This window comes from Sphingopyxis sp. YR583, assembly GCF_900108295.1.
Lineage (GTDB): Bacteria > Pseudomonadota > Alphaproteobacteria > Sphingomonadales > Sphingomonadaceae > Sphingopyxis.
The window spans coordinates 315,577-341,378 of the sequence record NZ_FNWK01000002.1 but is presented as its reverse complement, the minus strand read 5'-3'; the positions used below and the strand labels follow the sequence as shown (position 1 = coordinate 341,378).

The window sequence follows — 25,802 nt, the reverse complement described above, 5'->3', positions numbered from 1 at the left end:
ATACGGGGCGGGGAAGGGCGCTGGCAAGCGCGGTTTTCAAGGCGGGACACGCCTCCGACGTGAGCTCGGCTCATCCCGTTTCGGCCACTGGATGGAACTTTGGTGGATAGCCCCGGGTTGGGCTGGGGACCGCAAGGTCGACAAAAAGTGGAGTAATAACAATGAAATTTACTGCTCTCCTCGCCGTTTCGGCGGTGCCTTTGCTCGCCGTTCCGGCTTTCGCGCAGGACCGCGATCCGTCGCAAGACTTTAACGGTCCCTATATCTCGGTCGGCGGTGGCGCATCGCTTCAGGGAAGCGATCGCGGCGAAACCCTGATCTTCGATACGAACCGCGACGGTACCTATGGCGATACTGTCAATACCGCCGGCGGCACCGATGCTTTCTCGCCCGGTTTCTGTAACGGCGCAGCGACCGGAACCGCCAATATCAGCTGTCGCAACGACAAGGACGGCGCCGAATTTTTCGGTCGTTTCGGCTATGACAAGCGAATGGGCAATTTCGTACTCGGCGCGGTTGTCGAAGGTGGTCGCAGCGTTGCTCGCGACAGCGTCAGCGGCTTTTCGACCACCCCTGCCAGCTATACGATGAGCCGCGAGGCCGACTATCAGGCGAATGCTCGTCTCCGTGCCGGCTATACGCCTGGCGGCGCGCTCTTCTATGTGACTGGCGGCGGCGCCTATGCGCGGCTCGACAACAAGTTTGCGACGTCGAATACGGTGAACAGCTTTGCCGACAATGGCAAAACCAACGCTTGGGGCTACACCGTCGGCGGGGGTGCCGAAGTGATGGTCACGAACAATATCGGGCTCGGGCTCGAGTATCTGTACACCGACGTCAAGGACAAGGATTATGTCGTGAATGTCGGCGCCGGTACGGCTCCCGCGACGAACCCGTTCCTGCTGAACGGCGGCGGGACCGATATCCGCCGCAGCGACCCGAATTTCCGGACGCACAGCGTGCGCGGGACGTTGAGTTACCGCTTCTGACCTCTTGGGAGCGGAAAGGGAGGCGCCGGGTCCATGCGATCCGGCGCCTTACCTATGCCTGCCGCGCGTGCGGCGCAGCGAATATCGCGAAATTGCCGTTCGCGCTGCTGACAAGGCGGCCATCCTGGTACAGGCGCGCGTCGATGTTTGCGACGCGCTTGCCGCGATGCAAGACTTCGGCTTCGCAGGTCAGCCGGCCTTCGCCAACGCGGACGTGATAGTTGAACTTGATTTCCAGCGTCGCGCACCATTGATCATCGCCCAGCACGCTGGTCAGCGCGCCGCCCATCGCGGTATCGGCGAGCGAATAGGCAACGCCGCCGTGCGCGGCGCCCTGCGGACTGAAATGCTTATGTGGCTCGATATCGATCGCCATCGTGCAGCGCCCGTCGCCGCGCTCGACCATTTGCAGGCCGAGCGCGCGCGCGAACTCGAAATCCTGCGCGAAGGGCCTCACGGGCCGTGCCTTAACGGACCCGGGGACCACCAAATGGCGGGGGCGGGGGCGGGCGGCGCGTGCCGCGCGGCAACTGTGCCTGATAGGCGCGGCCGCAATGCTCGACGCAATAGGGAAAACCGGGGTTTACCGCTTCGCCACAGAAATGAAAGTCGGGCTCACCGGGGTGTCCCATCGGCCAGCGGCAGATGCGGTCGTTGAGGTCGAGCAGGCTCGTCTTGTCTGCGATTTCGGGGCTCGGCTTTGCGGGCACCAGCCGGCGCGGCGGTGCAGGCGGGATCGGAGCCTGCTGGTCGCCGGGGCCCTGACGGATGAAGCCGCCGGGGCCGATCGAAACGATGCGCGGTGCATCGGGCTTCGGTGCGGCTTCGACGCCATTGTCATCAGACGCCTCGACGGGCGGCTTGGGTTCGGGCCTCGGCGCCGCGGCGACCGGACGCGGCGCGACGGGAGCCGCGGGGCGCGCGGCCGCAACGGGTGCTGCCGGTTTCGGCGCGGTTGGGACAGCGGGCTTCGCGGGCTTCGCCACCTTTTCGGTCGCCTTGACGGGCGAGGGGCGCGACTTCAGGCCCAGGCGATGCGCCTTGCCGATTACCGCATTGCGGCTGACTCCGCCGAGTTCGTCGGCGATCTGGCTGGCGGTCAGGCCCTTTTCCCACATGCTGCGCAGCTGTTCGATGCGCTCGTCAGTCCATGACATGCTCTATATTCCTCATCATTCCACGCAGCGGGCGACAATATCGTCTCTCGAACGGTCCTTGCGGATCGGTGTTTCGACGGCCCAGCTTGCGGTAAGATCGGGGAGGCGATAGGCGAGAACGCCATGAACGACCAGCCCCAAATTTCGAACCCCGACTCAGCAAATATCCGCACGGTTCCGGCTTTCGCCGAACCAGGCGTCCCGCACATCCGCACGCTGAACGTGCCGGGCATGCAGGCCCTATATGTCAAGGAGGTCCGGCGGTTTTTCAAGGTCCAGCTCCAAACAATCTGGGCTCCGGCGATCACAACCCTTCTTTTTCTCGTCATTTTCACCGTCGCATTGGGCGGCGCGGGTCGCACGGTCATCGGCGTGCCGTTCGCCGATTTCATCGCGCCGGGGCTGATCATGATGGCGATGCTGCAGAACAGTTTCGCCAATTCGAGCTTTTCGCTGCTCGTCGGAAAGATCCAGGGGACGATCGTCGACTATCTGATGCCGCCGCTCGCCGTTGGCGAGCTGATCATCGCGCTGATCGGCGCGGCCGTGACGCGCGCGATACTTGTCGGACTGGCGCTGTGGCTTGCGATGCTGCTGTGGCCGGGCGTTCACGTCGGCGCGGATCATTTGTGGGCGGTCGCGGTTTTCGGTGTACTTGGCGCGATGATGCTCGGTTTCCTTGGTCTCATCACGTCGGTATGGGCCGAAAAATTCGATCATGCGGCTGCGGTCACCAATTTCGTCGTCACCCCGCTCGCGCTGCTTTCCGGCACCTTCTATTCGGTCGACAAGCTTGCGCCGTGGTTTCAGACGATCGCGCACGGCAATCCCGTCTATTATGCGATCATGGGCTTTCGCTACGGTTTCATCGGAACGGTCGATTCGACCATCGCCAATCCCGTGCTGACTGCGGTGCTGATGCTCGTCGCGGTCAATATCGCGCTTGGCGTCATTACCTATCGGCTGCTCGCATCGGGCTGGAAACTGAAAGCCTGACGCTCGCTCAGTGGCGGTGAATCGCGCGGACGCGATAGCGCCCGTGATCCAAGCCGTCGAACATCGCGTCGACCTGCGGATGATCGATCGGTCCGCCATCGCCGTCGGCGACCAGATTCTGCTGGCTGACATAGGCGATGTATGATGAATCGCCGTTTTCGGCGAGCAGATGATAATAGGGCTGCTCCTTCGCCGGACGGATGTCCTCGGGGATCGCCTCATACCATTCGTCGCTGTTCGCAAAGACAGGATCGATGTCGAATACGACGCCTCGAAAGTCGAACATGCGGTGACGCACGATGTCGCCGGGTGCAAAACGGGCGCGGCCGATGAGCGGCGCAGTAACGGCAGCAGGGAGTTCGGATGAAGAGTCGAGCGTCATATGGTCAATCTATGGCAGTTTACGCGCGTTTCAAGTCCGTTACATTCCGATCTGGCTGTGGTTTACCGAATCGGGCTGTGATCAGCGTTACAGATGCAGCGGTCATGCGGGCTAGATAGTGCGCTTTGGCATTTGCATTTCCCATTCGGGTTTTGGGCCGCACGATCAGGGGAGACGCATTATGACGGACGTACCACCCAACAACTCCAGCCCGGCGTCGGGTATTGTCCAGCGCGCGAAGGACATCTTGCTCAAGCCGAAGGAGACTTGGCCAATCATTGCCGCCGAGCCGGCAACCATACAGTCGATCTATGTGCCCTATGTGCTGCTGTTGGCGGCGATCGGTCCGATTGCCGGATTTGTTGGCGGCCAGGTGTTCGGTTTCACCATGCTCGGCGTGACCTATCATCCGCCGCTGGCGGGCGCGCTGGTATCGGCGATTGTCTCATATGGCTTGTCGCTGGCAACGATCTTCATTCTCGCGCTCGTCATCGACGCTCTCGCGCCGAATTTCGGCGGACAAAAGGGCCAGGTCCAGGCATTGAAGGTTGCGGCCTATTCGGCGACGGCGGGATGGGTCGGCGGAATTTTCGCCATATTGCCGGCGCTGTCGGTCATCGGCCTCTTGTTTGCGCTCTACGGCCTCTACCTGCTGTATCTTGGCCTCCCCGTGCTGATGAAGGCGCCGCAGGACAAGGCGCTTGGTTACACAGTGGTCGTAATCGTCGTTTATATCGTGTTGTTCCTGATCGTCGGTGCTGTCGTCGGGGCGCTTGCCGCGCCGTCCCTCGTTACCATCAGATGAGATGGGCCCTGCAACCGTCCCGGCTTCGCGCCGGGGCGGTGTGCTGTGCCGTTAACCGCGTCCAACCGGTCATGCGCTAATAAGTCAGAGATTATTGGCCAGTCGCAGCGCCCGAATTTCTCGTTTCAGGACTTTCCCAACCTTGGACCGGGGCAGGTCGGCCCAGATTTCCAGCTCCTTGGGAGCTTTGACGCTACCGATCGCGGCCTTCACCGAGGCGATGATATCCTGCGGATCGGCCTTCTGTCCGGCGCGGAGCTGGACCACCGCACACACGCGCTCGCCCCATTTGTCGTCGGGCAGGCCGAACACAGCGCCGTCCTGCACGGCGGGATGGGCGAGTAGTGCCGCCTCGACCTCTGCCGAATAGACGTTGAAGCCGCCCGTGATGATCATGTCCTTGGCGCGGTCGACGATGAAGAGGAAGTTGTCGGCGTCGACATAGCCGATGTCGCCGGTGCGGTGCCAGCCGTTCAACGTCGCCTCGGTCGTAGCTTCGGCATTCTTGTAATAGCCGTCCATGACCAACGAGCCGCGCACGACGATCTCCCCGCGCTCGCCCTGCGGCAATTCCCCGCCATCCTCACCCACGATCGCGACGCGGACGAGCGGGCCGGGTTTGCCCGCCGATGAAAGGCGATGGCGCGCGACCGATCCGTCGGGATTTAGATGATCTTTCGGCGCCATCATCGAAATCATCATCGGTGCCTCGGTCTGCCCGAAAAGCTGTGCCATCACTGGGCCGAGTTTGCCGATCGCCTCTTCGAGCCGCGCGGGCGAGATCGGCGCCGCGCCATACCAGAAGCACTGCATCGCCGAGAGGTCGGTCGCGGGCAACGCGGGATGGTCGAGCAGCATGTAGATCAAAGTCGGCGGCAGGAAGCTGTGCGTCGCGTGGTGCCTTGACGCCAGCGTCAGGAACTCGCCGATATCTGGGTGCGGCATGATCACGACCTCGCCGCCATGCGCCATGATCGGAAAGGCGAGTACGCCCGCCGCATGGGTGAGTGGCGCCATCGCGAGATAGACCGGGCGCCCTTCGAAGGGATAGCCCATCAAGGTGAGCGCGGTCATGGCCTCGAGATTGCGGTTCGTGAGCATCACGCCCTTGGGGTGGCCGGTCGTGCCTCCGGTGCCGGGGAGCATGGCGAGGTCGCTGACCGGAGCGGCAGTGAAGGGCGCCCCGTCTATGCCGTTCAGCCACTTGTCGAGTGAGGGTGCAAACGGCTGTTCGGCGTCAACGCAGACGAGCAGGGTCAGCTTGGGCAGTTGGCTGCGCAACTCATCGACGAGGTCCGCGAACTTGCTGTGAAAGATCAGCGCGGAGCAGTCGAAATTGTCGAGAACATAGGCATTCTCGGCAGCTTCGTTACGCGGGTTGATCGGGCACCACACCGCCGCAGCGCGCGAGATGGCGAAGACGCAGGCGAAAGCTATTGGGTCGTTGCCCGACAGGATTGCGACATGCTGACCCGGTAATATGCCCGACGTGTTCAGCCCACGTGCGACGCGGTGCGTCAGCGCCTGCACCTCGGCATAGGACAGGCTCCGTCCGTCCATCGTCAGGCAGGGGGCATCGGCGCCGAGCGACGCCCCCTTGTCGAGCCAGTCGACCAGCCGCATCAGTCCCACTCCTCAGTCGTTGACTGTGACGATCGGCTTCAACACCAGCCCGAACTGTCGCAATGCACCGAATATTTCGCGGTGCCCGAAGGCCTGGCATGCCGAAGCGAAGCCGGTGCGGCGCGGCGGTTGCTGGAGCAGGTTCGCGGCAGCCCAGGCCTGCATCAGCCCGGTCTGCTTATAGTTGCAATTGCCGTGGAGTAGCACATGGACGCGGCCGAGCGGGCCGGAGGCATAGACCGAGTCGATGCTGGTGTTGAGCCGCGGGTTCTCGCGCGGCGGCATGTCGCCCTGAATGGACTCGGCCATCTTTGAAAGCGCGGCCTCCTGTTCCTCGAACGGCAACGGCTTGATGTCGGTGTCGACCATCTTGGTCATCGCGACGACATTGTCCATCACCTCGCGCGCGAAGACGCCGCCATAGACCTTGACCGTCGACACGCGCGGATCATCCTTGAACCATAAAGGGTGCGATGTGCCGCCCCAAGGCAGCGTCAGCGCCGTCGCGTGCTGGCCGGGGACATTGCATTCGGTCGTCGTCAGCGTCGGCCATTGCACATATTGATTGTTTTCAAGATAGTACCAATCGGCCTTGAGAATGGTGAAGATCGTCTGGACCGAGGCATAGGTCGGAAAGCCCTTCCACAGCACCAGCATATCGAGCGTATCGAGCCCGGGCATGGTTTCAAGCGCGATGTTCGCGGCGATCTCGCCTGTCGTATACATATGCGCGACGCACGGCGAAAGGAGCAGGCCCTTCGTGGCGAAGGCCTCGCCCCATTTCTCCTGCGCCAGCATCATCCAGTCCTGCTCGCCGGTGGTGTCGAGATAATGGCATCCGGCGGCCAGCGCGGCCTCGACCGTTTCGGGACCATATTTGATGAAGGGGCCAACCATGTTGCACACGACCTTTGCGCCCTTGAACAGCTTGGTCAGCGCCGCGACGCTGTGCTCGACCTCTACGACTTCATAATCGGCGGTCTCGATGCCGGGAACCTTGTCCATCACCTCCTGCACGCGCTTCTTGTCGCGTCCTGCAGCGATGAACGGGATACCGAGTTCGCGCAGATATTCGCAGACGAGGCGGCCGGTGTAGCCCGAGGCGCCATAGACGATGACCGGTTTCTTCTCGCTCATATCCCCAAATCCCTTTTTTGAATGATCTGGCCTTCAGACGGCCGTGTAGCCGCCGTCGACGATGAGTTCGCTGCCGCACATATACGCGGCATCGTCGCTGGCGAGGAAAAGCAGCGGCCGCGCGATCTCGCGCGTCGTCGCCATGCGACCCAAGGGGATCGCGCCGACCGTGGCGGTGGCAAAATCGCCCGCTGCGTCGCCCAGCGAACCGACCGCATCGGCGACGAGCTTGGTCTCGCAATAGCCGGGGTGCAGCGAGTTGATCCGCACCGGCCAGCCCTTGCGCGCGCAGTCGACCGCAACCGCCTTGGTCAGCATAGCGACCCCCGCCTTGCTGGCGTTGTAGGCGGGGAAGAGCGGCTCGGCGACGTTCGCGGCGATCGAGGCGACGTTGACGATCACGCCGCCTTTATCCTTCATCGCCTCGATGCCGGCGCGAACGCCGAGGAAGACGCTCTCCAGGTTGACCGCCATCAGCCGCTGCCATTCCGCGAGGTCGGTATCGACGACCGATTTCAGGAAGCCCATGCCGGCGTTGTTGACGAGGATGTCGAGTCTGCCGTCACGCGCCACGACATCGGCGATCAGCGCGGCCCAGGCCGCTTCATCGGTAACGTCCTGGCGCCGAGCCTGTGCCTTATGTCCTTCACTGCGGATCGACGCAGCCGCTGCCTCAGCCTCATCGAGATCGATATCGGTGATCGTCACCGACGCACCCTCGCGTGCAAACTCCTGCGCAGCGGCAAGGCCGATGCCTCGCGCGGCGCCGGTAATCAGCACGCTTTTACCTGTAAACCGCATCATCGGATGCTCCCCTTGATTGGATCGGCAACAAAGCGGGGACGGCGGGCGAGGGAGGGGGTGCCCGCCGTTCCCCGGGCGTCGGCGGTCAGAACTTCATCGTCGCTTCGACGCCGTAAGTGCGGGGCATGCCCCGGTTCAGATAGTCGAGCCCGAACACGTCGATGTTGAGCCCGTAGGTGAAATAATATTTGTTGGTCAGGTTCTTGACCCACGCGCTGACGGAGAAATCGTCCTTTTGGTAAGTCAGCCGGCTGTTGAGCAGCCAGTAGGACGGATTGCCGCAGGTGAAGGCCGTCCCCGCCGGCCGGATCGCGCCGGGCGTCCCGACCCGGTCGCATGGCTGCTGGCCGTAATCGCCGAACGAGTCGAAATAATATCGACCCATATAATTGGCATCGCCGCGCAACGTCAGCTTGCCGGCCTTGCCGTCGAACACATCCCATTCGAAGCCAGCGGTGAAGGTCGTCTTCGGCGCATTGGGGAAGCTGTTGCCGTTGACGTTGCGCGTGAATTGCGTCGCAGGGTCGGCCGGATCGACAACATTGCCCTTATATTTGCTATTAAGCAGGCCCAGCGTCGCATCGAGCCGCAGCGAGTCCGCGGCCTGCACCGTCAATTCTGCTTCGCCGCCATAAACGCGCCCGTTGGCGCTGCGGGTAAAGGTCGTCGCGCCGACCACCTGCGTCGTCTGCTGGTTCGAATAATCGTAATAGAAGCCCGCGAGGTTGAGCTGGACCCGGCGATCGAAAAAGCGCGTCTTGAGCCCGCCTTCATAGGCGTTCACCTGTTCGGGCTTGATATAATAGACCTGGTTCGTGCCCTGATAGGCGAGGCCGTTGTAGCTGCCGCTGCGATAACCGCGGCTGTACTGGATATAGCCCATCACATCGTCGGCGAATTTATAGCTTACATTGACGCGCCCGGTCAGGCGGTTGGCCTTGCTGCCGAGGTTCATCGTCGGCAGGTTCGGGTTGTAGGGATTGCTGTACGGGATCAGGTTGACCACCGGCGTCGTGCCGTCGAGGCTGTAGAGGATCGTGCTGCCGTTGCGGAATTTCACCTTGTCCATCGTATAACGCAGGCCCATCGCAACGGTAAGCGCATCGGTCGCCTTCCATGTCACATCGCCATAGATGGCTTTTGACGGCCGCTGGATATCGAATTTCTGCGACCCAAGGATCGGCGTGAAAGGCGGGGCGCCTGCGGCGCGGCACGCAGCCGAGAACGCTCCGCCGAAACCTCCCCCGCCAGAATTGTTGAGCTGGATGTCGGTGAGCAGCGCTATGAGCGAACGCGCGTCGAGGAATCCGTTCGGATTGACCGCAACGGGTGCGCAGCTTGCCGGGTTGGTCGGATCGAGCGTCGGATCGGCTGCGAAGGCCGGCACGATGCCGATCGAGTCCGGCGTCGCGACCGCCGCATTGTTATAGCTTCCCGGAAGGCCCGCGCCGAGCAGCAACGGGCGGATGACGCCGAAGAAGTCGGGCTCGTTCGACGTCTTGACGGTATCCTTGCCATAATAGAGGCCACCGATGATATCGAGCTTGTCGTCCGAATAGGCGATCCGGAAATCCTGATTGAAATTCTTGCTGCGCGACCGGAAACGGATCGCGCACAGGTCGTTCGGCGACCCGTCGCAATCGTTCGGATCGATTGCATAACGACCTCTGTCGAATCCGGTGATCGAAGTCAGCGTTACATTGTCGCTAAGCTCGTAATCGATGTTGAGCGCGACGCCTTCGGAGCGGGTGTAATAGGTACCGCCGGTGTCGGCCGATACTTCGTTGCGGCGCAATGCACGCCCGCCATTTTGCGCGGGGTCGAAACGCGAATAGCCGAGCGCGTCGCGATTTCCTTCCAATTGGCCGATCGCATAGGCGTTGGCACCGAGTGGGTCGTCCTTCGCGGCATAGAATTTGAGGTTGATGTCGAGGCGGTCGGTTGGCTTCCAGCGGATCGCGACGCGCCCGCCGATCGTGTCGGTGGTGCCGACATGCCGGTCCTGCGCGGGGTTATACTGCCAGCCGTCACCCTTTGAGCGCGTGCCGGCAAAGCGGATACCGAGCACATCGGGGACCAGCGTGAATTCGGCAGCGCCCTGCACAGTCTTGGTATCGTAATTGCCATAGCCCAGCGTCAGATAACCGTTGGTCCCGTCGAGTTCGGGTCTCCGCGTGAAGAAGCTGACGGCGCCGCCGGTGGTGTTGCGGCCGTACAAGGTGCCTTGCGGTCCGCGCAGCACCTCGACGCGGTCGATGTCATAGAGTTGCTGGCCATGGCTCGCACGGAAGCTCTGATAGACTTCGTCGACATAGACGCCGACCGGCGACGCCGTCGAAGCCGAAAATTCGTTTGCGACGGAAATTCCGCGCAGCGCAAAATTCGGCTGGGTGTTGCCATAAGGGCTCGTGACCTGAAGGCTGGGAACCACACCCATCAGGTCTGAGGTTTCGGTAATCCCGCGACTCTCGAGCGCGTCGCCGCCAATCGCCGACACCGCAACGGGCACGTCCTGCAGATTCTGCGCTCGTTTCTGCGCGGTGACGACGATCTCGGCGATCCCGCCGCTGGACTCTTCGGCGGGCGGCGCCGTTTCCTGGGCAGTGGCGGCGGGGTGCCATCCGATGAGCATGGTGGTGGACAGGCAGGTTGCCAGGACAGCCTTTTGGGTCACGCTTTGTCTCCCGTCGCTTTGGCCCCGTTCTGTGCGGTGCCTTCGATGGGAGAGAGGCTATGGTGCGGTCGGGGTTCGCGACAGACGATGCGGCGGGGGGAGCGATGGGGGGGTGAAGGGCAATCGCTTGCCCTTGCATCGGCATGGAGATAGCTTCGGTTCAATAGATGGGGGGCAGCCAATGACCGTCCAATCGGGATCGAGGAACGAGGACAGGGCGTATTTGCGCGCCATACCGAGCGAAAGCGCACCGCCTGCGCATCGAAAATTCATGCCGCCGCGATTTCCGTCCGATCTGGTCGGGCTTGATGCGCAAGGCGAATGGATTGTCCGGCTGGCTGAACGCGAGGTCGGCGTCGTCCATGCGCCCGCAGGCTATGGCAAGACCGCATGGTGCGGCGCGCTGTTCACCGCGGCGCAAGCGGCGGGCTGGCGCACCGCCTGGTGGTCGGTCGACGAAAGCGGTGAGGGCGCCGCGATGTTGGGTGCCGCGATCGGCATTCCCCATAACGGCGAGAATGCGGAGGCACTGGCGGAATATATCGACGGGGCTGGCCGGCCGTTCCTGTTCGTTGTCGACAATGCCGATCGGTTGAATGATCCGGCAGCGATCGCGCTTCTTGATCGCTTGATGCTGCATCCCCCGGTTCACCTCCGGCTGGTGCTTGCGGGACGCGCGCCGCCGCTGATCGCGCTGGACGACATCGAAAGCCGCGGCATGCTGCTCGACATCGGTCGTGGGGATCTGGCGCTGGGTGACGGCGAAGTGCATCGCTTCCTGAAGCATGCCGGCGTCTCGCTGGACGCGCGAGCGACGGTGGGCCTCAATCGCATGCTTGCAGGCTGGCCTGCCGCGTTGCGGCTCGCGGTGCGCCGGCCGGAGCGGTTGCGTGCCATGGCAGCGACGAACGACTGGACCGGTCTCGCAGTCAGCCTGACGCCGCTCGTCGCCCCGCAAATGGACGCTCTCGCCGAACCCGCGCGGCATTTGCTGCGACGGTCGGCGGTGGCGCCATGGCTCGACGGCGATCTCTCGCGGTTGCTCGGCGGCGGAGAGGATGGCGAGGCGATATTGCGGGAGCTCGCAGCCCGGGATGCCGTTATCGATAGTATCGACGGCGGCGAATATTGCCTGCATCCTGCGGTTCGCGCGGTGCTGGCGCACGGTCTCGATCCCGACGAAGCGAAGCAGCTGCACCGCATCGTCGGACGATATTATGCAAGCCGGGGCCGAGTGGTCGACGCCATCGATCAGACGATTGCATGTGGCGATCTTAACGAATCAGCCAGACTGGTCGCTGAAACTGCGATGCCGATGATAGAGCGTGGGGAGATCGACCCCGTCGCGGGCTGGATCGATCGCCTGCCGCCGGAAACCGCTGCAGCAGCGCCCGATCTCGCCCGTGCCCGTGCCTGGCTGGACCTGTTGCTCGGCAGGAGCCGCGCGAGCATCTCCGTAGATACGGACGAAGCGCGCGCTATCGACCTGCTACGCCGTGCGCTTGGCGAAGATCGGGCGGACGATATCGTCGAAACCTGCGATCGCATTCTGGCGGAACCCGAAGGGCTGTCCGGTCTGGCAGCCGATATGGTCCGAGCAACGCTCGCACGCGGCGCGCTGGGACGCGGGCTCTTCGGATTGGTGCACGATGCAGTGCGCCCGTTGATGTTGCGCAATGCGAAAGGGGCGCTCGGGTTGCCGTGCGCGCTCGCGTTTATTGCAAAGGCGGGCGTAGCGCGCGCGCAGGGGCAATTGGGCGAGGCCGAGCGGTTGCTGCGCGAGGCGAAAGCGCGGCAAACTGAGCCGGGGCTGGCAGCAGCCCTGATCGACGCGGCGCTGGCACGCGCTTGCTACGAGCGCGATGCGGTAGACGCTGCGGTAGTGCTTGCCACCGATGCGCTGCCGTATCTGGAACGCAGCATCTTTCAGGATGCGTTGATCGATGCCTTCCTCGTCTCAATACGTAGCGCGGCGGCAGCCGGCCAGAGCGACGCGGCGGCCTCGCTGATCGACCGGGCCGAACTGGTCGCCTATGCTCGCGACTGGGCACCGCTGAAGGCACTGTGCATCGTCGAGCGCGCGCGGCTGCGGCTGCCGCAGACGATCGACGCTGAAACGGTGGTGGCGGTCGGTGACGAGGAGCGCGCGGTGCTCGATCCGCTGTCGTCGCAGGGCAGAGCCTTCGCGCTGTTATCGGAGATTCGGGCCTATGAGGCGATTGCAAATGGCGACCGGCCACGCCTGACAGCAGTGGCCGAACGCTTGTTGCGGCTTGCGTCGAACGGCGACGATGCCGAGTTGCGTGCGACCGCGACGCTGTTCAACATTCTGCCGCAACTCAGCGGCCGCTGCGACAAGATGGTCGAGCTGGAAACGGTGCGCTTTCTAAACCATGCCGCGAGTGCCGGGTTCCGGCGCACGATCGTCGACGTTCTCGATGTTACCGGGGTTCGTGCGGTGCAGAACTTCTGCAGTGAGGCCTATGCGTCCGACTGTTTCCTCGCCTTGCTGAAGCTCGCCGAGCCGTCGCGCCGCAATCCGGTGCTCGAAGGCACGCATGCGGTGGCGCCGGGTGAAGCATTTTCCTTCCTGACCGAGCGGGAGATCGAGATATTGAGCGCGCTCAACGCCGGCGAGTCGAACAAGGAGATCGCGCGCACGCTGCACCTCGCTCCCGAAACGGTGAAGTGGCATCTCAAGAATGTCATGCGCAAGCTGCGGGCGGGTAGCCGGGAGGAAGCTGTTGCGAACGCCGCTACGCTTGGCCTGAAGCTGATCGAATATCAGCGAACATCATAGGAGCGCATGTCGCTGGCGGCCGCAGCTATTCGGCGGCTTCTTCCTTTTCGAACACCGGTTCCAGCGCGATCGGGTCGGCGAGCGTGATACGGTCGAGGATAGAGGCGGTATCGTCGCGGACCTTGAGCATCAGGCTACGCAGGCGACATTCCGCCTCGGGAAGGCAATTCTTGCAATGTTCGTGCGCGTTGCGCGCGGCGCACGGAACAAGCGCGAGCGAACCCCGTGTCAGCCGGACAAGGTCGCCATAGCTGATATCGAGCGGGGGTAGCGCGAGCTGATAGCCGCCGTCGCGCCCGCGCTGCGAAATGAGGAGGCCCTCACGCGCCATTTCCGACAGGATCACGGTCAGGAATTTGGGCGGGATATTCTGCGCATCCGCGATGTCCGCGAGCTGGACCTGCCCTTTGCCCCAATGGTCGGCAAGGTGCTGGAACGCGCGGATCGTATAGCGGGTTTTTTGCGAGAGCATGACGGCGTTACTGTGACATATTCAGCCTTAATTCAACCTGTCTGGATGACATAAGTTGCAAGGTTGATGAAAATCACAGCGGGTGGCATGAACCACTCCTATAAAAGGTCGCATGGTTGCCCGGGATCGGGCGCGACAAGGGTGGACTGAATGATGCGTGGATTATTGGCGACCCCGGCCGTGCTTGCGGCCTGCCTGCTCGCCGTTGCGCCGGCTCAGGCGCAGTTCGGCGGGCTGCTTCGCAAGGTGACGACGCCGGCTCCGAAGCCCAGCGAAGATGAAAACGGCGGCTGTCCCAAAGGCAAGAAGGGCAACAGTATCGGCCGCAACATTCTGGGCAATGTGATCAACGACGCGGTCGGCGACGCGGCGAGCAAGGCTGGCGTCTATAGCTATGTCCCGATCGGTGAGGTCAGCGGCACGCTTACCGACGCGATCGCCTGCCGCCTCGACCCGGCCGAACAGGTTCAGGCCGCGGCGGCGACCGAAGAGGTGACGCGCGGCGAAGAGGTCGGCGCGACGGCGAACTGGACGAGTGAAACGCGCGAAAATGTCAGCGGGTCATCGACCGTTGCGGCCAAGAACGAACTCGCCGACGGGACGCAGTGCATGAACGTCACCGATATCGTCATCGTCGAGGGCGAGGAAACACGAGTATCCAAGCGGATGTGCAAGGGGCCGGGCCAGGCACGCTATGTCATTGCCGCGTAAAGCCTTCCGGATTGCTGCGGCGGCTGGGCTGGTCACATGCCTGACCGGTGCCGCCAAACCCGCGATGGATCCGTCGAACCCGACCTGTCCCCTCAGCCCCGATTGGTCGGGAAATGCGACGATGAAGCTGACACCCGTCGCCAAGAAGGGCGGTAAGGTGCTGCTGGCCGAAGGGCGTATCGATACCGGACTGCCCGATCGGCTGAAGGCTGCGCTCGCCGCAAACCCCGACGTCAGCGAGGTATGGCTCCGCTCGCCCGGCGGCGACGCGCGCGCTGGCAATGCCGCAGGTCGGATCATCCGCTCGAATTTCGGGCTGACGACGCGGATCCCGGCGGGCTGGGCCTGCTTCAGCGCGTGCAACTTCATCTTCATGGGAGGGCAGCCGCGCGTGATCGATCCCGGCGGGCTGTTCATCGTCCATATGTTCACGCGCACCGGCGACCGCAGCGCGATCGACATGAGTGTTGCGATGGGCACCGACGCAACCAAGGAACTGATCGGCGACATCGAACAGGACGCTGCGCTGCTTGCAAGCGAGGACAATGATTTCCTGATCCGCATGGGGGTGTCGCGCAAGCTGCTGACCGAGGTCATGTACCAGCAAAAAGCGCTGGCGAATGCCGAGGACAAATCGACGCGGCGCTGCCTGACGCAGGTCGAGGTCAAGACCTATAACGTTGCAAATAACAACGAATAGGATAGGCTGCTCCGTAAAATAGGAGAGGCTGCCATGAACGAGATGACGCACGATCACGCCGCATTCCGGTCGATGATCGACGGAACACAGGAAGACTGGGACATTATCGCGCGCGAGCAGAAGGAGTTCGCGCCGAACAATGGCAAGCGCATCCTCGATCATCTGAAACTGCTCGGCGGCGATTATGGCGGCTTTCCGGTCGACCGGCTCGAACATTGCCTGCAGACCGCGACCCGGGCGCACAGGGATGGCCGCGACGAGGAATATGTCGTGATGGCGCTGCTCCACGACATCGGCGATACGCTCGGCGCGTTCAATCACCCCGACGTCGCGGCGGCGATCCTCAAACCCTTTCTTTCAGAAGAAAATCTCTGGATCGTGCAGCATCATGGCATTTTCCAGGGGCATTATTTCTTCCACTATCTCGGGCTCGACCGCGATATGCGCGATCAGTTCAGCGATAGCCCCTACTACGCGGCGTGCGCCGAATTCTGCGAGAAATATGACGCGCCGGCGTTCGACCCCGATTACGACAGCGAGCCGCTCGAATTCTTCGAGCCGATGGTGATGCGCCTCTGCTCCTATCCGCGCACGAGCATCTACAAGAAGGTGATGGTCGAGGAAGCGGCCGAGTAGGCAAAATACCCCGGCAAAACCGGGGCTCATAGAATGGAATTGGACCCCGGCTTTCGCCGGGGTTCGCATTTATGGGCTTACTTGCCCTTGAACTCGGTCTTGCGCTTCTGCTGGAAGGCCATGATGCCTTCCAACGCGTCGGCGGTACCGCCCGCGATGAACTGGCCCTTGGCTTCTGCGTCGAGCGTGGTCGCGAAATCCTGAGTCAGCCCGTCGCGCAGCACCTTGCGCATCGTGCCAAGTGCGATCGTCGGGCCGTTGGCGAGGCGGGTGGCAAGCGCCTTGGCCTCGCTCATCAAATCGGCGTCTTCGACGCTCTTGTAGATCATGCCCCAGTCTGCCGCCTGATCGGCCGAAATCTTCTCGCCCAGCATCATCATCTGCAGCGCGCGCGGCACGCCGATCAGGCGCGGCAGCAGCCACGACGAACCGCCGTCGGGCACGAGCCCGATGTTGACGAAAGCCTGGAGGAAATAGGCGCTCTTGCCGGCGATCGTGAAGTCGCCTGACAGCGCAAAGCTGCACCCGACGCCCGCTGCCGGGCCGTTGACTGCGACGACGACGGGAATGTCGAGGTTGGCGAGCGAAAGCAGCATCGGATTATAATGACCGCGCAGGGCGTTGCGGCTCCGCGCACCGCCGCTGACGGCACCGCCCGCAGACCGGTCGCCGGCCAGATCGGCCCCCGAACAGAAACCGCGGCCTTCGCCGGTAATGAGCAGCGCACGCGCGCCGATGCCCGGCAGATGGTCGAGCGCCTCGCGAATGTCATCGGCCATTGCGGGCGGCATCGAGTTGAGCCGTTCGGGCCGGTTCAGAGTGATCGTGGCGACATTGTCGGCGATTTCGAGCTTGATCGTGTCGAAGGTGGGAAGGGTCATGGGGAATATCCTCTCGGGAGCGCTTTACCTTTACGTTCACGTAAAGATGTGGCGCATTAGCAGGGCTAGCGCAAGAGATAAGGGGCGGGCGGGGATACGCACGCGAGGTGGGGCGCACAGAACGTCCACGCATCAATGGGAGCAGCTTTTCGCGCTCAATATTCCAGCGACGGATACCAGTTCGTTCCGCGGCCCGACGGCGTCAGGTCGAGGATGTTCCAGAGACTCGCGATGTCGGGCGCATCGCGCGGGTCTTGACCCGGATCCGCCATTTCGGCGGTCATCTCGCTCTTCCAGAACAGGCGCACTTCATTACCGCTCTTCCTGAACACCGCCAGCGCGGGATTCTCGCTGCCGTCGCCATTGAGCAAGCGAAAGTCGCGAGCATAGTCTTCGCCGACGGTCTGCAGGAAATCGAGCGCCTGCCAGCTGCGTTCGAGCGCGAAGGCCTTTTGACGCTCGACCGGACTGCGACCGAATATCTTGAACGCGACGCGCTGTTTCAGGTCATTCGCATTGCCGTCGACCGAGCCGAGCCAATTAGTACACATCGGGCAAGGACGTTCGCGCTCGGGGCCGTACATCCAGAAATAGCTGACGAGGGTGTCGTGCCCGCCGAACAGGTCGGCGAGGCCGAGCTCGGCGCCATCGGAATCCTTGAACCGGTAATCCTTCATCGCCGGCCCTGGCGGCAGCGCGCGGCGCTGCTCGGCGATCCGCGTCATCTTGCGGCGCAGGTCGATCTCTTCGGCCAGCAGCGATTTTCTTGCTTTGGTATAGGATTCATCTTCGCCGGGAAATGCACGTCTACGGGAAGCAAGCGCCGGCGCAGCCGACAGGGTTTGGCGAAGGGCCATCCAATTCTCCTTTTCCGGGAGAACGTGCGATTCATGCAATTGTTGCAGGGCCGCTTCACAACTGCCCGCAGCCGGGCCCCGCTTTGTAGTCCGTCAGGTGGGTTCGACTTCCCACAGAATGAGCTTCGTCGCGTGAACATTCTCGCGCGCCTTGGCGCCCTCAAGCCGCGTGAGCTTGGCATCGCCCTTCAGCGCGCTCATTTCGAACATTGCGTCAATAACGACCACCTCTCCCGCACCGACCTCGATTTCCAGCGTGCCCGCATTGGCCATGATGCCCTTGGCCATCGCCGCGTGCAGCCGGTGCGTGCCGGCTGCTACATCGGCCATCAGCATCTGGCCCGACTTGATTTGGCCCTGCGCCGTATCGTCGAGCGTCACATTCATGCCCTGCAGCGCGGCGACGAAGCCGCGCCGGGTAACGTAAATACGCGCCTTGCCCTCGGGCGCGCGCATCGCGCGCGCATCGGCAAGCGTCGCGGTATCGGCCTTCTCGCCCGATTTATTGTTCGACAGCGACCAGACGATCAGCCCGACGATCGCCACCAGGGTGACGACCGAAAAGGTCAGCATCGCACCGGTCGAAAGCGATTGGGCAAGAGCGGGCCCCAGAAACGCGCCGACGATTGCCGCGACGAAGATCATGGTGACCCAGAATGTATTCTTGCTCATACCGCCTCCTGTTCAGGCGGGGGAAAATTCCCCCGTCGCGTCGTCCATCAGATGCAGCACCCCGTCGCCGATCGCGAAGAATGCCCCGCGCAACTTTAGTGTTCCGCGCCGCTCCTTTTCCTGAATGCAGGGAAAAGTTCTGAGATTGTCAATGCTTACTCGCACAGCCGCCATCTCCATCGCGCGTCCCGCTTCGCGCGTGTCGAGATTCTCGTAGCTGCTCCGCACCTTTTCGCTCGCATCATCAAGCATCGCGATCCAGTCGGCTATGAAGCCGCCGCGCCCAGGTTCAGCCCCTTCCATCGATTTATGAAGCGCGGCGTGGCAGCCGCCGCAAAGGCCGTGACCCATGACGACGATTTCCTCGACCTTCAGGAACTGGACGGCGAATTCCAGCGCCGCCGAGACGCCGTGACGCCCCGGTGTGGTCTCGAACGGCGGAACCAGCGCGGCGACATTGCGGACGACGAAGATTTCGCCCGGATTGGTATCGAAAATCTGCGAAGGTTCGGATCGGCTGTCCGAACAGGCAATCACCATCACCTTCGGCGACTGGCCAACAGCAAGTTGTTCCCAGCGTTCGCGTTGCTGCGCCCAACCGCCGTTACGGAAACGGCGGTATCCCTCGATCATGTCTGTAAAGTGAGTCATGGAGGCGCCTTAGCATAGGTAGAGAGGTTGAGAAGAGGCGCGTGCACGACTATGTGGTCGAAATGAACGCTCCCGCATCGCCCGTACAGCCCGCGCCGACTCCCAGCCAGCGCGCGCGCAAGCCCGACTGGATTCGCGTCAAGGCGCCGACGAGCCCCGGTTACGCCGAAACCCGCAAGCTGATGCGCGAACTCAATCTGCATACGGTGTGCGAGGAAGCCGCGTGTCCGAACATCGGCGAATGCTGGACGAAAAAGCATGCGACGGTGATGATCCTCGGCGACACCTGCACGCGTGCCTGCGCCTTCTGCAACGTCAAGACCGGCATGCCCCGCCCGGTCGACCTGCTCGAACCCGAGCATACCGCGATCGCCGCAGCGAAGATGGGGCTCAGCCATATCGTCATCACCTCGGTCGATCGCGACGACTTGCCCGATGGCGGCGCGAGTCAGTTCGTGAAGGTCATCAACGCGCTGCGCCGTGAGACGCCGCAGACGACGATCGAGATTCTCACGCCCGATTTCCGCAACAAGCCCGAAACCGCGGTTGCCGCGATCGTCGATGCGCGTCCCGACGTCTATAACCATAATCTAGAGACCGTTCCGCGGCTCTATCCGACGATCCGTCCAGGCGCGCGCTATTATGCGTCGCTGCGCCTGCTCGAAAGCGTCAAGCGTCGTGACCCATCGATCTTCACCAAGTCGGGCATCATGCTCGGGCTCGGTGAGGAGCGGATGGAAGTGCATCAGGTGATGGACGACATGCGCAGCGCCGACATCGATTTCATGACGATGGGCCAGTATCTTCAACCGACGCCGAAACACGCAAAGGTCGCCGAATTCGTCACCCCGCAGGCGTTCGATGCTTATGCACAGATCGCGCGCGCCAAGGGGTTCCTGCAGGTCGCTTCGTCGCCTCTGACACGTTCCAGCTATCATGCGGGTGACGATTTCGAGCGGATGCGCGCGGCGCGTGAAGCGCAACTGGCGCGCGTCAAGGCAGGCTGAGGGGCCTTTGCCGAGGCATCACGAAACGCGCGAGCTTCTCTACAGCGACGAACAGATGTTCGCGCTGGTTACCGATATCACGCGTTACCCCGAATTCCTGCCGTGGGTCGTCGCATTGCGCCTGCGCAGCGACAGCGAGCATGAAGCGGTCGCGGATTTGATCGTCGGCTTCAAGGGGCTGCGCGAAAGCTTTTCGTGCCGCGTCCACAAGCAGCGGCCGCGCGAAGTCATCGTGAGCTATATCGACGGGCCGATGAAGCACCTCAGCAACGAATGGCATTTCCAGCCTGTGGAGGGCGGGGGCTGCCGCGTCGATTTCATGGTCGATTTCTCGTTCCGCAGCCGCATGTTCGAAGCACTTGCGGGACAAATGTTCGACAAGGCTTTGCGGAAGATGATCGCGGCATTCGAAGCGCGCGCCGGCGAACTTTACGGCGCCGGCAGTGCAATATCCTCGGACGGACGCAGCCCGTCCTTTTCGGGCTGAAGCAGGTCGAGTGCAAACAGAGTCGCATGGTGACGGATCGCTGCGCGGTCGGTCGATTCAAACTGGACGCGCTGCGTAAAATAATCGTCGGGATCCTGTCCGCGCAGCGCGCGGGCAAAGACGACCTGGCCCACCGGCTTCTTCTCCGACCCGCCACCGGGCCCCGCGATTCCGGTGATCGCGACCGCGACGTCGGCGTCGCTGTTCGCCAGCGCACCCGCCGCCATCGCCCACGCGGTCGCGAGCGAGACTTCGCCGAAGGTTTCGAGGATTTCGCTGCTGACGTCGAGTTGGCTCTGCTTCGCATGGCCCGAATAGGTCACGAAGCCGGCGCTGAACACGTCCGAACTGCCGGCGATGTCAGTCAGCGCGACCGACACCATGCCGCCGGTGCAGCTTTCGGCCGCGGCGATTTTCCGCCCCGCGGCGCGGTTGTTTGCGAGGACGCTCGTAGCGAGTTCGCCACGCGCGGCGAGGCGCGCTTTTTCGACAGACTGCAAGGTTCAATTCTCCGGAAGTTGCAGGGTTGCGACGGCTTGCGCCGCTATCCCCTCGCGGCGGCCGGCAAAGCCCAGCCGCTCTGTCGTTGTGGCCTTCACACTAACCCGCCCGAGCGGAAGCGCAAGGATTTCGGATATACGCGCACGGATCGCATCCCGATGCGGACCGATTTTCGGCGCTTCTGCGATGATCGTCAGGTCGATATGATCGATGCGCCCGCCGCGTGCCGCAACGCGTTCGCCGGCGAAAGCGAGAAAACGGTGCGACGCCGCGCCGCGCCATCGCGGATCGCTTGGCGGAAAATGATCGCCGATATCGCCGTCCGCGAGTGCGCCGAGGATTGCATCGGTCAGCGCGTGAAGCGCGACATCGGCATCGCTATGTCCTTCAAGTCCATGACTATACGGGATTTCTATCCCGCCAATCCACATCGGCTTACCCGCCACGAGGCGGTGGACATCATAACCCATGCCGACCGCGGTTCGCGTCATTTTGCCCATTCCCAAAAGCCCGGAGAGGATCGCAATATCCTCGGCATATGTCAGTTTGTGAAGCCGCGCGTCGCCCGGAACCGCCGCGACGGCCAGTCCCAGCCGGCGCACCAGTTGCGCATCGTCGGTCGCGAACGCATCCATCGCGTCGGCATGGGCGCGGCGCAATGTGCCCAGACGGAAGGCTTGCGGCGTCTGGACGCGCGCGAGTGCGCTGCGGTCTACGACGTCGCCTGCTAGATCCGCGCTTTGCTCGACGAGCGTGTCGGGAACCGGCATCGTCGGGATGGCGGCCTCGGTATTCCCGAGCGCGAGGAGCAGACGGGCAATCACGTCGCTAGTCACGCCGGGGCGTGCGGCGTCATGAACGAGAACGATCATATCATCGTCCCGATCGGCGATCACGGCGAGCGCGTTCGCAACCGATTGCTGTCGTTCGGAGCCGGGTTCGGCAGAAATCCAACCGTCTGGAAGGCTGCCAAGCGCAGCTATGACGTCATCATTCGCGACCAGCACACCGTCCGCAATCGACGGATGAGTGACGAAAGCGTCGAGGCTCCATCGCAACACGGGCTTGCCTCCCAGCAGCGCGAGTTGCTTCGGAACGTCGAGACCCGCACGCGTTCCCTGGCCGCCCGCAAGCAGGATGACCACGAAGCGCGGAGTAAAGGAGGGGGCGGACTCGGCCATCGTGCGCGCCGGTTAGCGCAGCCGCGCCTTGCGGGAAAGCGGCTTAACGTGTACGGACTGCTCAAAATTTAGGCAATTTAGACGAAAGCTCCCCGCCATGGCGCCGCTCAGGCCCATCCAGATCGGCAACATCACCATCGCGGATCCCGTGATCCTCGCGCCGATGACAGGCGTCACCGACCTGCCGTTCCGCAAGCTGGTGCGCTATTATGGTTCGGGGCTCAACGTCACCGAAATGATCGCGAGCCAGGCCGCGATCCGCGAGACGCGCCAGTCGATCCAGAAGGCGGCGTGGGATCCGGTCGAAGAGCCGGTGTCCATGCAGCTCGTCGGCTGCACCCCTTATGAAATGGGCGAGGCGGCGAAACTCAACGAGGACCGTGGCGCTTCGATCATCGACATCAACATGGGCTGCCCGGTGCGCAAGGTCACCAACGGCGACGCGGGTTCGGCGCTGATGCGTGACCTGAAGCTCGCGGCGGCGCTGATCGAGAGCTGTGTGAAGGCTGTCTCGGTTCCGGTTACGGTGAAAATGCGTATGGGCTGGTGCCACGACAGCCTGAATGCGCCCGAACTCGCGCATATAGCAGAGAATCTCGGCGCAAAACTTGTCACCGTACACGGCCGCACGCGCAATCAGATGTATCGTGGCGAAGCGGACTGGGCCTTCGTCCGCTCGGTCAAGGATGCAGTCTCGATCCCCGTCATCGTCAACGGCGATATCTGCTCGGCCGACGATGCGAAAACCGCGCTGGCGCAAAGCGGCGCCGATGGCGTCATGATCGGCCGGGGCGCTTATGGCCGCCCTTGGTTGCTCGGGCAGGTGATGGCAGCGTTGCGCGGCGAGCCCGATCGGCCCGATCCCGGCCTCGACGAACAATATGATGTCATTACATCGCATTACCGCGCGATGATCGAACATTATGGAGAGATGACCGGCGTCAATATGGCGCGCAAGCATCTCGGTTGGTATGTTAAAGGCCTTCACGGGTCGGCCGAGTTCCGCAACAAGGTCAACCAGATCCCCGACAGCAAGGGCGTGCTCGATGCGCTCGAAGCCTTTTACGGCCCGCATTTGACCCGGGCGGCCGCGTGACCGCGCTCACGTCGAGCATCCCCGTTTTCGACCATGACGAGCTGATCCAGTCGCATCCTGTCCCGACGCTGCTGATTGACGGCGGCGGGGTCGTGCTCTTCGTGAATTCCGCCGCCGAACAGCTCTGCAACATCAGCCGGTCGGCGATGATCGGGCGTGTCATCTATGACGTCATCGAGATGGATCGCAACTATCGCCAACGGATGAGCGACGCCGCGACGTCGGCGCTGTTCGCGCACCGCACGGAGATTTCGGCGGGTGGCAGGCGTGCCTTCTTCGTCGATATGCAGATGGTCCCCTATGGCCAGAGCGGCCACCGCATCCTTGCGCTCGTGCCGTCGCAAAGCGACGCCGAACTGATGGGCGGTGCGATCGGGCGTTCGGGGCGCGCGGCGGGGGCGGCAGCGTCGATGCTGGCGCATGAGATCAAGAATCCGCTCGCCGGGATCAAGGGCGCTGCGCAGCTTCTCGCGCGCAAGACCGACGCAGGGGGCGAGCGGTTCACCACACTGATCTGTGCCGAGGTCGACCGCATCGCGACGCTGATCGACCAGATGGAACATTTCTCACGCGGGCAGCCTATCGCCTGCGGCCCCATCAACCTCTATCAGCCGATCCATCAGGCGATGGAAACGGCACGTGCGCGCCAGTTTCCGGGTGTGCGGTTCGCCGAGGATTTCGATCCGTCGCTGCCGCTGGTTTATGGAAACCATGACGCCATGGTTCAGATATTGCTCAATCTGCTGACCAACGGCTGCGAGGCGCTCGGCGGGCGCGACGATGGCGTCGTCCGTCTGACAACCGCCTATCGCCACGGCCTGTCGATCGACAATGGCGACGGGCGCGGGCGGATCGCGCTTCCGATCGAGGTCAGCGTCAGCGATAATGGCCCCGGCGTTCCCGCCGATATTCGCGGCGACCTTTTCGATCCGTTCGTGACGACCAAACGCGAGGGAAGGGGGCTTGGCCTCGCGCTTGTCGCCAAGCTTGCGCGCGACATGGGTGGCACGGTTCAGCATATCCGCGACGGCGAATGGACGCGCTTTCGCGTCCATTTGCCCGTCGCGCAAAAGGGATGAACGAAGTGAGCAAGGGCAAGACGATCCTGCTGGTCGAGGACGACCCCGCGATCGCGATGATCATCCGCGAAACGCTCGTCGGCGAATGCGCCCATTTCGCATCGGTCGCGAGCCTCGCCGAGCGCAACGCCTGGCTCGAGGGCAATCGCCCCGACCTCGTCATTACCGACGTCGTGCTGCCCGATGGCGACGGCATCGATTCGTTATCGCGTTCGAGTATCGACTCCGCGACGCCGGTGATCGTGCTGTCGGCGCAGAATACGCTCGACACCGCGGTCCGCGCGACGGGGATCGGCAGTTATGATTATCTGCCCAAACCGTTCGATCTCGACGAGCTGACCGCGAGCGTCCGCGCAGCATTGCAGCGGCGGGCGGAGCCCGCCGCGAGGGATGCTGCAGTTCCGGCCGACAGCCACGGTCTCGTCGGCCGCGCGCCGGCGATGCAGGCGGTGTACCGCACGATCGCGCGGCTGGCGTCGAACGATCTTGCCGTGCTGATCCTCGGCGAATCTGGAACGGGCAAGGAGGTCGTCGCGCGCGCGGTCCATGCGACGGGCCTTCGCCGGGGCGGGCCGTTCGTTGCGATAAATATGGCCGCGATCCCGCGCGAATTGATCGAGGCCGAGCTGTTCGGGCACGAAAAAGGCGCCTTCACCGGCGCGCACAGCCGCAACGCGGGCCGCTTCGAACAAGCTGCGGGTGGTACGCTTTTTCTCGACGAAATCGGCGATATGCCGCTCGAAGCGCAGACGCGCCTGCTGCGGGTGCTTCAGAGCAACGAATATTCGACCGTCGGCGGCAATCAGGCGCTTCGGGCCGATGTGCGCGTCATCGCAGCGACGCATCGCGACATGCGCACGCTCGTCGCCGACGGGCGCTTCCGCGAAGACCTCTTCTATCGTCTCAACGTCATTCCGGTGACCCTTCCGCCGCTGCGCGACCGTCGCAGCGACATCGCCGCGCTCGTCCGACATTTCGTCGAGGCCGGACGCGGTTCGGGATTGCCCGATCGCCAGTTCGCGCCCGCTGCGATGCAATGGCTCGAACGGTATGACTGGCCGGGCAACGTCCGCGAACTCGGCAACGTCGTCCAGCGACTCGCGGTCCTGTCGCGCGACGTCGTCGTGACCGTGCGAGACGTCGAAACCGTCCTGCAGGACAATGCCGAGGCTGGGGGCGTGGTAGAGCCTGCGGCATTGATCGCCCGCGCGGTCGACGACTGGGCGCGCGAGCAGATGGCAGATGTAACAAGCGACGGAAATATCCACGAACAGCTCGAAGCGATCGTCGAAGCGGCGCTTTTCCGGCGAATACTGCGCGATGTTCGCGGAAACCAGCTCGAGGCCGCACGGCGGCTTGGCATTAATCGCAATACGCTGCGCAAGCGCCTCGGTCAGCTCGATATCGACCCCGCGCATCCCTGATCGGGGCGAGCTATCCGACAATCGGCGCAATCGGGCGACAGTTGCGCAGTTTGTGTGTTTTCTATGCAACAGGATTGTCG

The 25,802-nt window shown here is 63.0% G+C and carries 26 protein-coding genes; 12 read left to right on the top strand and 14 right to left on the bottom strand.

From position 1 onward, the window contains the following. The first annotated feature begins 161 nt into the window (after positions 1 to 161). A complete protein-coding gene (locus BLW56_RS13595) occupies positions 162 to 989 on the top strand; it encodes an outer membrane protein (RefSeq protein ID WP_093511223.1) in 828 nt (275 codons plus the stop codon). A 52-nt stretch (positions 990 to 1,041) separates the two neighbouring features. Here BLW56_RS13595 and BLW56_RS13590 read toward each other — a convergent pair whose 3' ends face one another. Both BLW56_RS13590 and BLW56_RS13585 read right to left on the bottom strand, forming a co-directional pair. Continuing rightward, a complete protein-coding gene (locus BLW56_RS13590) occupies positions 1,042 to 1,446 on the bottom strand; it encodes a PaaI family thioesterase (protein WP_093511222.1) in 405 nt (134 codons plus the stop codon). Positions 1,447 to 1,456: 10 nt separating this feature from the next. Further along, the gene (locus BLW56_RS13585) at positions 1,457 to 2,146 is read right to left on the bottom strand and encodes a GcrA family cell cycle regulator (protein ID WP_093511221.1); all 690 of its coding nucleotides are present in this window, start codon (positions 2,144 to 2,146) and stop codon (positions 1,457 to 1,459) included. Positions 2,147 to 2,269: 123 nt separating this feature from the next. On the opposite strand from BLW56_RS13585, the gene BLW56_RS13580 reads away from it, so the two are divergent. Further along, positions 2,270 to 3,142, top strand: a complete 873-nt coding sequence (locus BLW56_RS13580) for an ABC transporter permease (RefSeq protein WP_093511220.1) — start codon at positions 2,270 to 2,272, stop codon at positions 3,140 to 3,142. A gap of 7 nt (positions 3,143 to 3,149) precedes the next feature. Here the strand turns inward: BLW56_RS13580 and hspQ are convergent, their stop codons facing one another. Beyond that, entirely contained in the window at positions 3,150 to 3,524 is a 375-nt protein-coding gene (gene hspQ / locus BLW56_RS13575; RefSeq protein ID WP_093511219.1) for a heat shock protein HspQ, read from the bottom strand. Positions 3,525 to 3,705: 181 nt separating this feature from the next. Between hspQ and BLW56_RS13570 the strand changes: the two genes are divergently transcribed. After that, positions 3,706 to 4,329 carry a Yip1 family protein gene (locus BLW56_RS13570; protein WP_177175969.1) on the top strand — a complete coding sequence of 208 codons (624 nt, stop codon included), beginning with the start codon at positions 3,706 to 3,708 and terminating at the stop codon, positions 4,327 to 4,329. 84 nt (positions 4,330 to 4,413) lie between these two features. On the opposite strand, the gene BLW56_RS13565 is transcribed toward BLW56_RS13570, so the two are convergent. The 4 genes from BLW56_RS13565 to BLW56_RS13550 all read right to left on the bottom strand — a co-directional run bounded on the left by BLW56_RS13565 (position 4,414) and on the right by BLW56_RS13550 (position 10,567). Further along, positions 4,414 to 5,952, bottom strand: coding sequence for an AMP-binding protein (locus tag BLW56_RS13565; protein WP_093511218.1), 1,539 nt, complete (start codon positions 5,950 to 5,952; stop codon positions 4,414 to 4,416). A gap of 12 nt (positions 5,953 to 5,964) precedes the next feature. Beyond that, the gene (locus tag BLW56_RS13560) at positions 5,965 to 7,089 is read right to left on the bottom strand and encodes a DUF5938 domain-containing protein (protein ID WP_093511217.1); all 1,125 of its coding nucleotides are present in this window, start codon (positions 7,087 to 7,089) and stop codon (positions 5,965 to 5,967) included. A gap of 33 nt (positions 7,090 to 7,122) precedes the next feature. Beyond that, positions 7,123 to 7,893 (bottom strand): SDR family NAD(P)-dependent oxidoreductase, encoded by a 771-nt coding sequence (locus tag BLW56_RS13555; protein WP_093511216.1) that lies wholly within the window; start codon positions 7,891 to 7,893, stop codon positions 7,123 to 7,125. 85 nt (positions 7,894 to 7,978) lie between these two features. Further along, on the bottom strand, positions 7,979 to 10,567 hold the full coding sequence (locus tag BLW56_RS13550; RefSeq protein WP_256203467.1) for a TonB-dependent receptor: 2,589 nt from the start codon (positions 10,565 to 10,567) through the stop codon (positions 7,979 to 7,981). Positions 10,568 to 10,838: 271 nt separating this feature from the next. On the opposite strand from BLW56_RS13550, the gene BLW56_RS13545 reads away from it, so the two are divergent. After that, on the top strand, positions 10,839 to 13,367 hold the full coding sequence (locus BLW56_RS13545) for a helix-turn-helix transcriptional regulator (RefSeq protein ID WP_177175968.1): 2,529 nt from the start codon (positions 10,839 to 10,841) through the stop codon (positions 13,365 to 13,367). 25 nt (positions 13,368 to 13,392) lie between these two features. Here BLW56_RS13545 and BLW56_RS13540 read toward each other — a convergent pair whose 3' ends face one another. Then, a complete protein-coding gene (locus BLW56_RS13540; protein WP_093511213.1) occupies positions 13,393 to 13,839 on the bottom strand; it encodes an RrF2 family transcriptional regulator in 447 nt (148 codons plus the stop codon). A 153-nt stretch (positions 13,840 to 13,992) separates the two neighbouring features. Between BLW56_RS13540 and BLW56_RS13535 the strand changes: the two genes are divergently transcribed. From BLW56_RS13535 to BLW56_RS13525, 3 genes are read left to right on the top strand one after another with little or no spacing between them, the layout of a single operon-like run. Further along, positions 13,993 to 14,550 carry a hypothetical protein gene (locus BLW56_RS13535; protein ID WP_093511600.1) on the top strand — a complete coding sequence of 186 codons (558 nt, stop codon included), beginning with the start codon at positions 13,993 to 13,995 and terminating at the stop codon, positions 14,548 to 14,550. Continuing rightward, complete coding sequence (locus BLW56_RS13530; protein ID WP_256203466.1) at positions 14,534 to 15,250, top strand: COG3904 family protein; 717 nt, start codon at positions 14,534 to 14,536, stop codon at positions 15,248 to 15,250. Before BLW56_RS13535 ends, BLW56_RS13530 begins: the two co-directional genes overlap by 17 nt. 33 nt (positions 15,251 to 15,283) lie before the next feature. Next, the gene (locus tag BLW56_RS13525; protein WP_093511211.1) at positions 15,284 to 15,886 is read left to right on the top strand and encodes an HD domain-containing protein; all 603 of its coding nucleotides are present in this window, start codon (positions 15,284 to 15,286) and stop codon (positions 15,884 to 15,886) included. A 77-nt stretch (positions 15,887 to 15,963) separates the two neighbouring features. Here BLW56_RS13525 and BLW56_RS13520 read toward each other — a convergent pair whose 3' ends face one another. The 4 genes from BLW56_RS13520 to BLW56_RS13505 all read right to left on the bottom strand — a co-directional run bounded on the left by BLW56_RS13520 (position 15,964) and on the right by BLW56_RS13505 (position 18,947). Continuing rightward, positions 15,964 to 16,767: an enoyl-CoA hydratase-related protein gene (locus BLW56_RS13520; RefSeq protein WP_093511210.1), complete on the bottom strand. Its 804-nt coding sequence runs from the start codon at positions 16,765 to 16,767 to the stop codon at positions 15,964 to 15,966. A 155-nt stretch (positions 16,768 to 16,922) separates the two neighbouring features. Then, positions 16,923 to 17,624 carry a DUF899 family protein gene (locus tag BLW56_RS13515; protein ID WP_093511209.1) on the bottom strand — a complete coding sequence of 234 codons (702 nt, stop codon included), beginning with the start codon at positions 17,622 to 17,624 and terminating at the stop codon, positions 16,923 to 16,925. A gap of 93 nt (positions 17,625 to 17,717) precedes the next feature. Then, positions 17,718 to 18,296: a hypothetical protein gene (locus tag BLW56_RS13510; RefSeq protein WP_093511208.1), complete on the bottom strand. Its 579-nt coding sequence runs from the start codon at positions 18,294 to 18,296 to the stop codon at positions 17,718 to 17,720. A 12-nt stretch (positions 18,297 to 18,308) separates the two neighbouring features. Further along, entirely contained in the window at positions 18,309 to 18,947 is a 639-nt protein-coding gene (locus BLW56_RS13505) for a carbonic anhydrase (RefSeq protein ID WP_093511207.1), read from the bottom strand. 62 nt (positions 18,948 to 19,009) lie between these two features. Between BLW56_RS13505 and lipA the strand changes: the two genes are divergently transcribed. Continuing rightward, positions 19,010 to 19,954: a lipoyl synthase gene (gene lipA, locus BLW56_RS13500; RefSeq protein WP_093511599.1), complete on the top strand. Its 945-nt coding sequence runs from the start codon at positions 19,010 to 19,012 to the stop codon at positions 19,952 to 19,954. Positions 19,955 to 19,961: 7 nt separating this feature from the next. Then, positions 19,962 to 20,441, top strand: a complete 480-nt coding sequence (locus BLW56_RS13495; protein WP_093511598.1) for a type II toxin-antitoxin system RatA family toxin — start codon at positions 19,962 to 19,964, stop codon at positions 20,439 to 20,441. Here BLW56_RS13495 and BLW56_RS13490 read toward each other — a convergent pair. Together BLW56_RS13490 and BLW56_RS13485 are read right to left on the bottom strand one after the other, a co-directional pair. Further along, on the bottom strand, positions 20,384 to 20,941 hold the full coding sequence (locus BLW56_RS13490; RefSeq protein ID WP_093511206.1) for a CinA family protein: 558 nt from the start codon (positions 20,939 to 20,941) through the stop codon (positions 20,384 to 20,386). The two genes, BLW56_RS13495 and BLW56_RS13490, sit on opposite strands and share 58 nt — an antisense overlap. Positions 20,942 to 20,944: 3 nt before the next feature. Further along, on the bottom strand, positions 20,945 to 22,123 hold the full coding sequence (locus BLW56_RS13485) for a bifunctional 2-C-methyl-D-erythritol 4-phosphate cytidylyltransferase/2-C-methyl-D-erythritol 2,4-cyclodiphosphate synthase (RefSeq protein ID WP_093511205.1): 1,179 nt from the start codon (positions 22,121 to 22,123) through the stop codon (positions 20,945 to 20,947). A gap of 97 nt (positions 22,124 to 22,220) precedes the next feature. Here BLW56_RS13485 and dusB point away from each other — a divergent pair, with 97 nt between their 5' ends. From dusB to BLW56_RS13470, 3 genes are read left to right on the top strand one after another with little or no spacing between them, the layout of a single operon-like run. Beyond that, on the top strand, positions 22,221 to 23,219 hold the full coding sequence (dusB, locus tag BLW56_RS13480) for a tRNA dihydrouridine synthase DusB (protein WP_093511204.1): 999 nt from the start codon (positions 22,221 to 22,223) through the stop codon (positions 23,217 to 23,219). After that, on the top strand, positions 23,216 to 24,298 hold the full coding sequence (locus tag BLW56_RS13475) for a two-component system sensor histidine kinase NtrB (protein WP_093511203.1): 1,083 nt from the start codon (positions 23,216 to 23,218) through the stop codon (positions 24,296 to 24,298). The genes dusB and BLW56_RS13475 overlap by 4 nt, the downstream gene beginning before the upstream one ends. A gap of 5 nt (positions 24,299 to 24,303) precedes the next feature. Beyond that, positions 24,304 to 25,722: a sigma-54-dependent transcriptional regulator gene (locus BLW56_RS13470; protein ID WP_093511597.1), complete on the top strand. Its 1,419-nt coding sequence runs from the start codon at positions 24,304 to 24,306 to the stop codon at positions 25,720 to 25,722. Positions 25,723 to 25,802 lie beyond the last annotated feature (80 nt).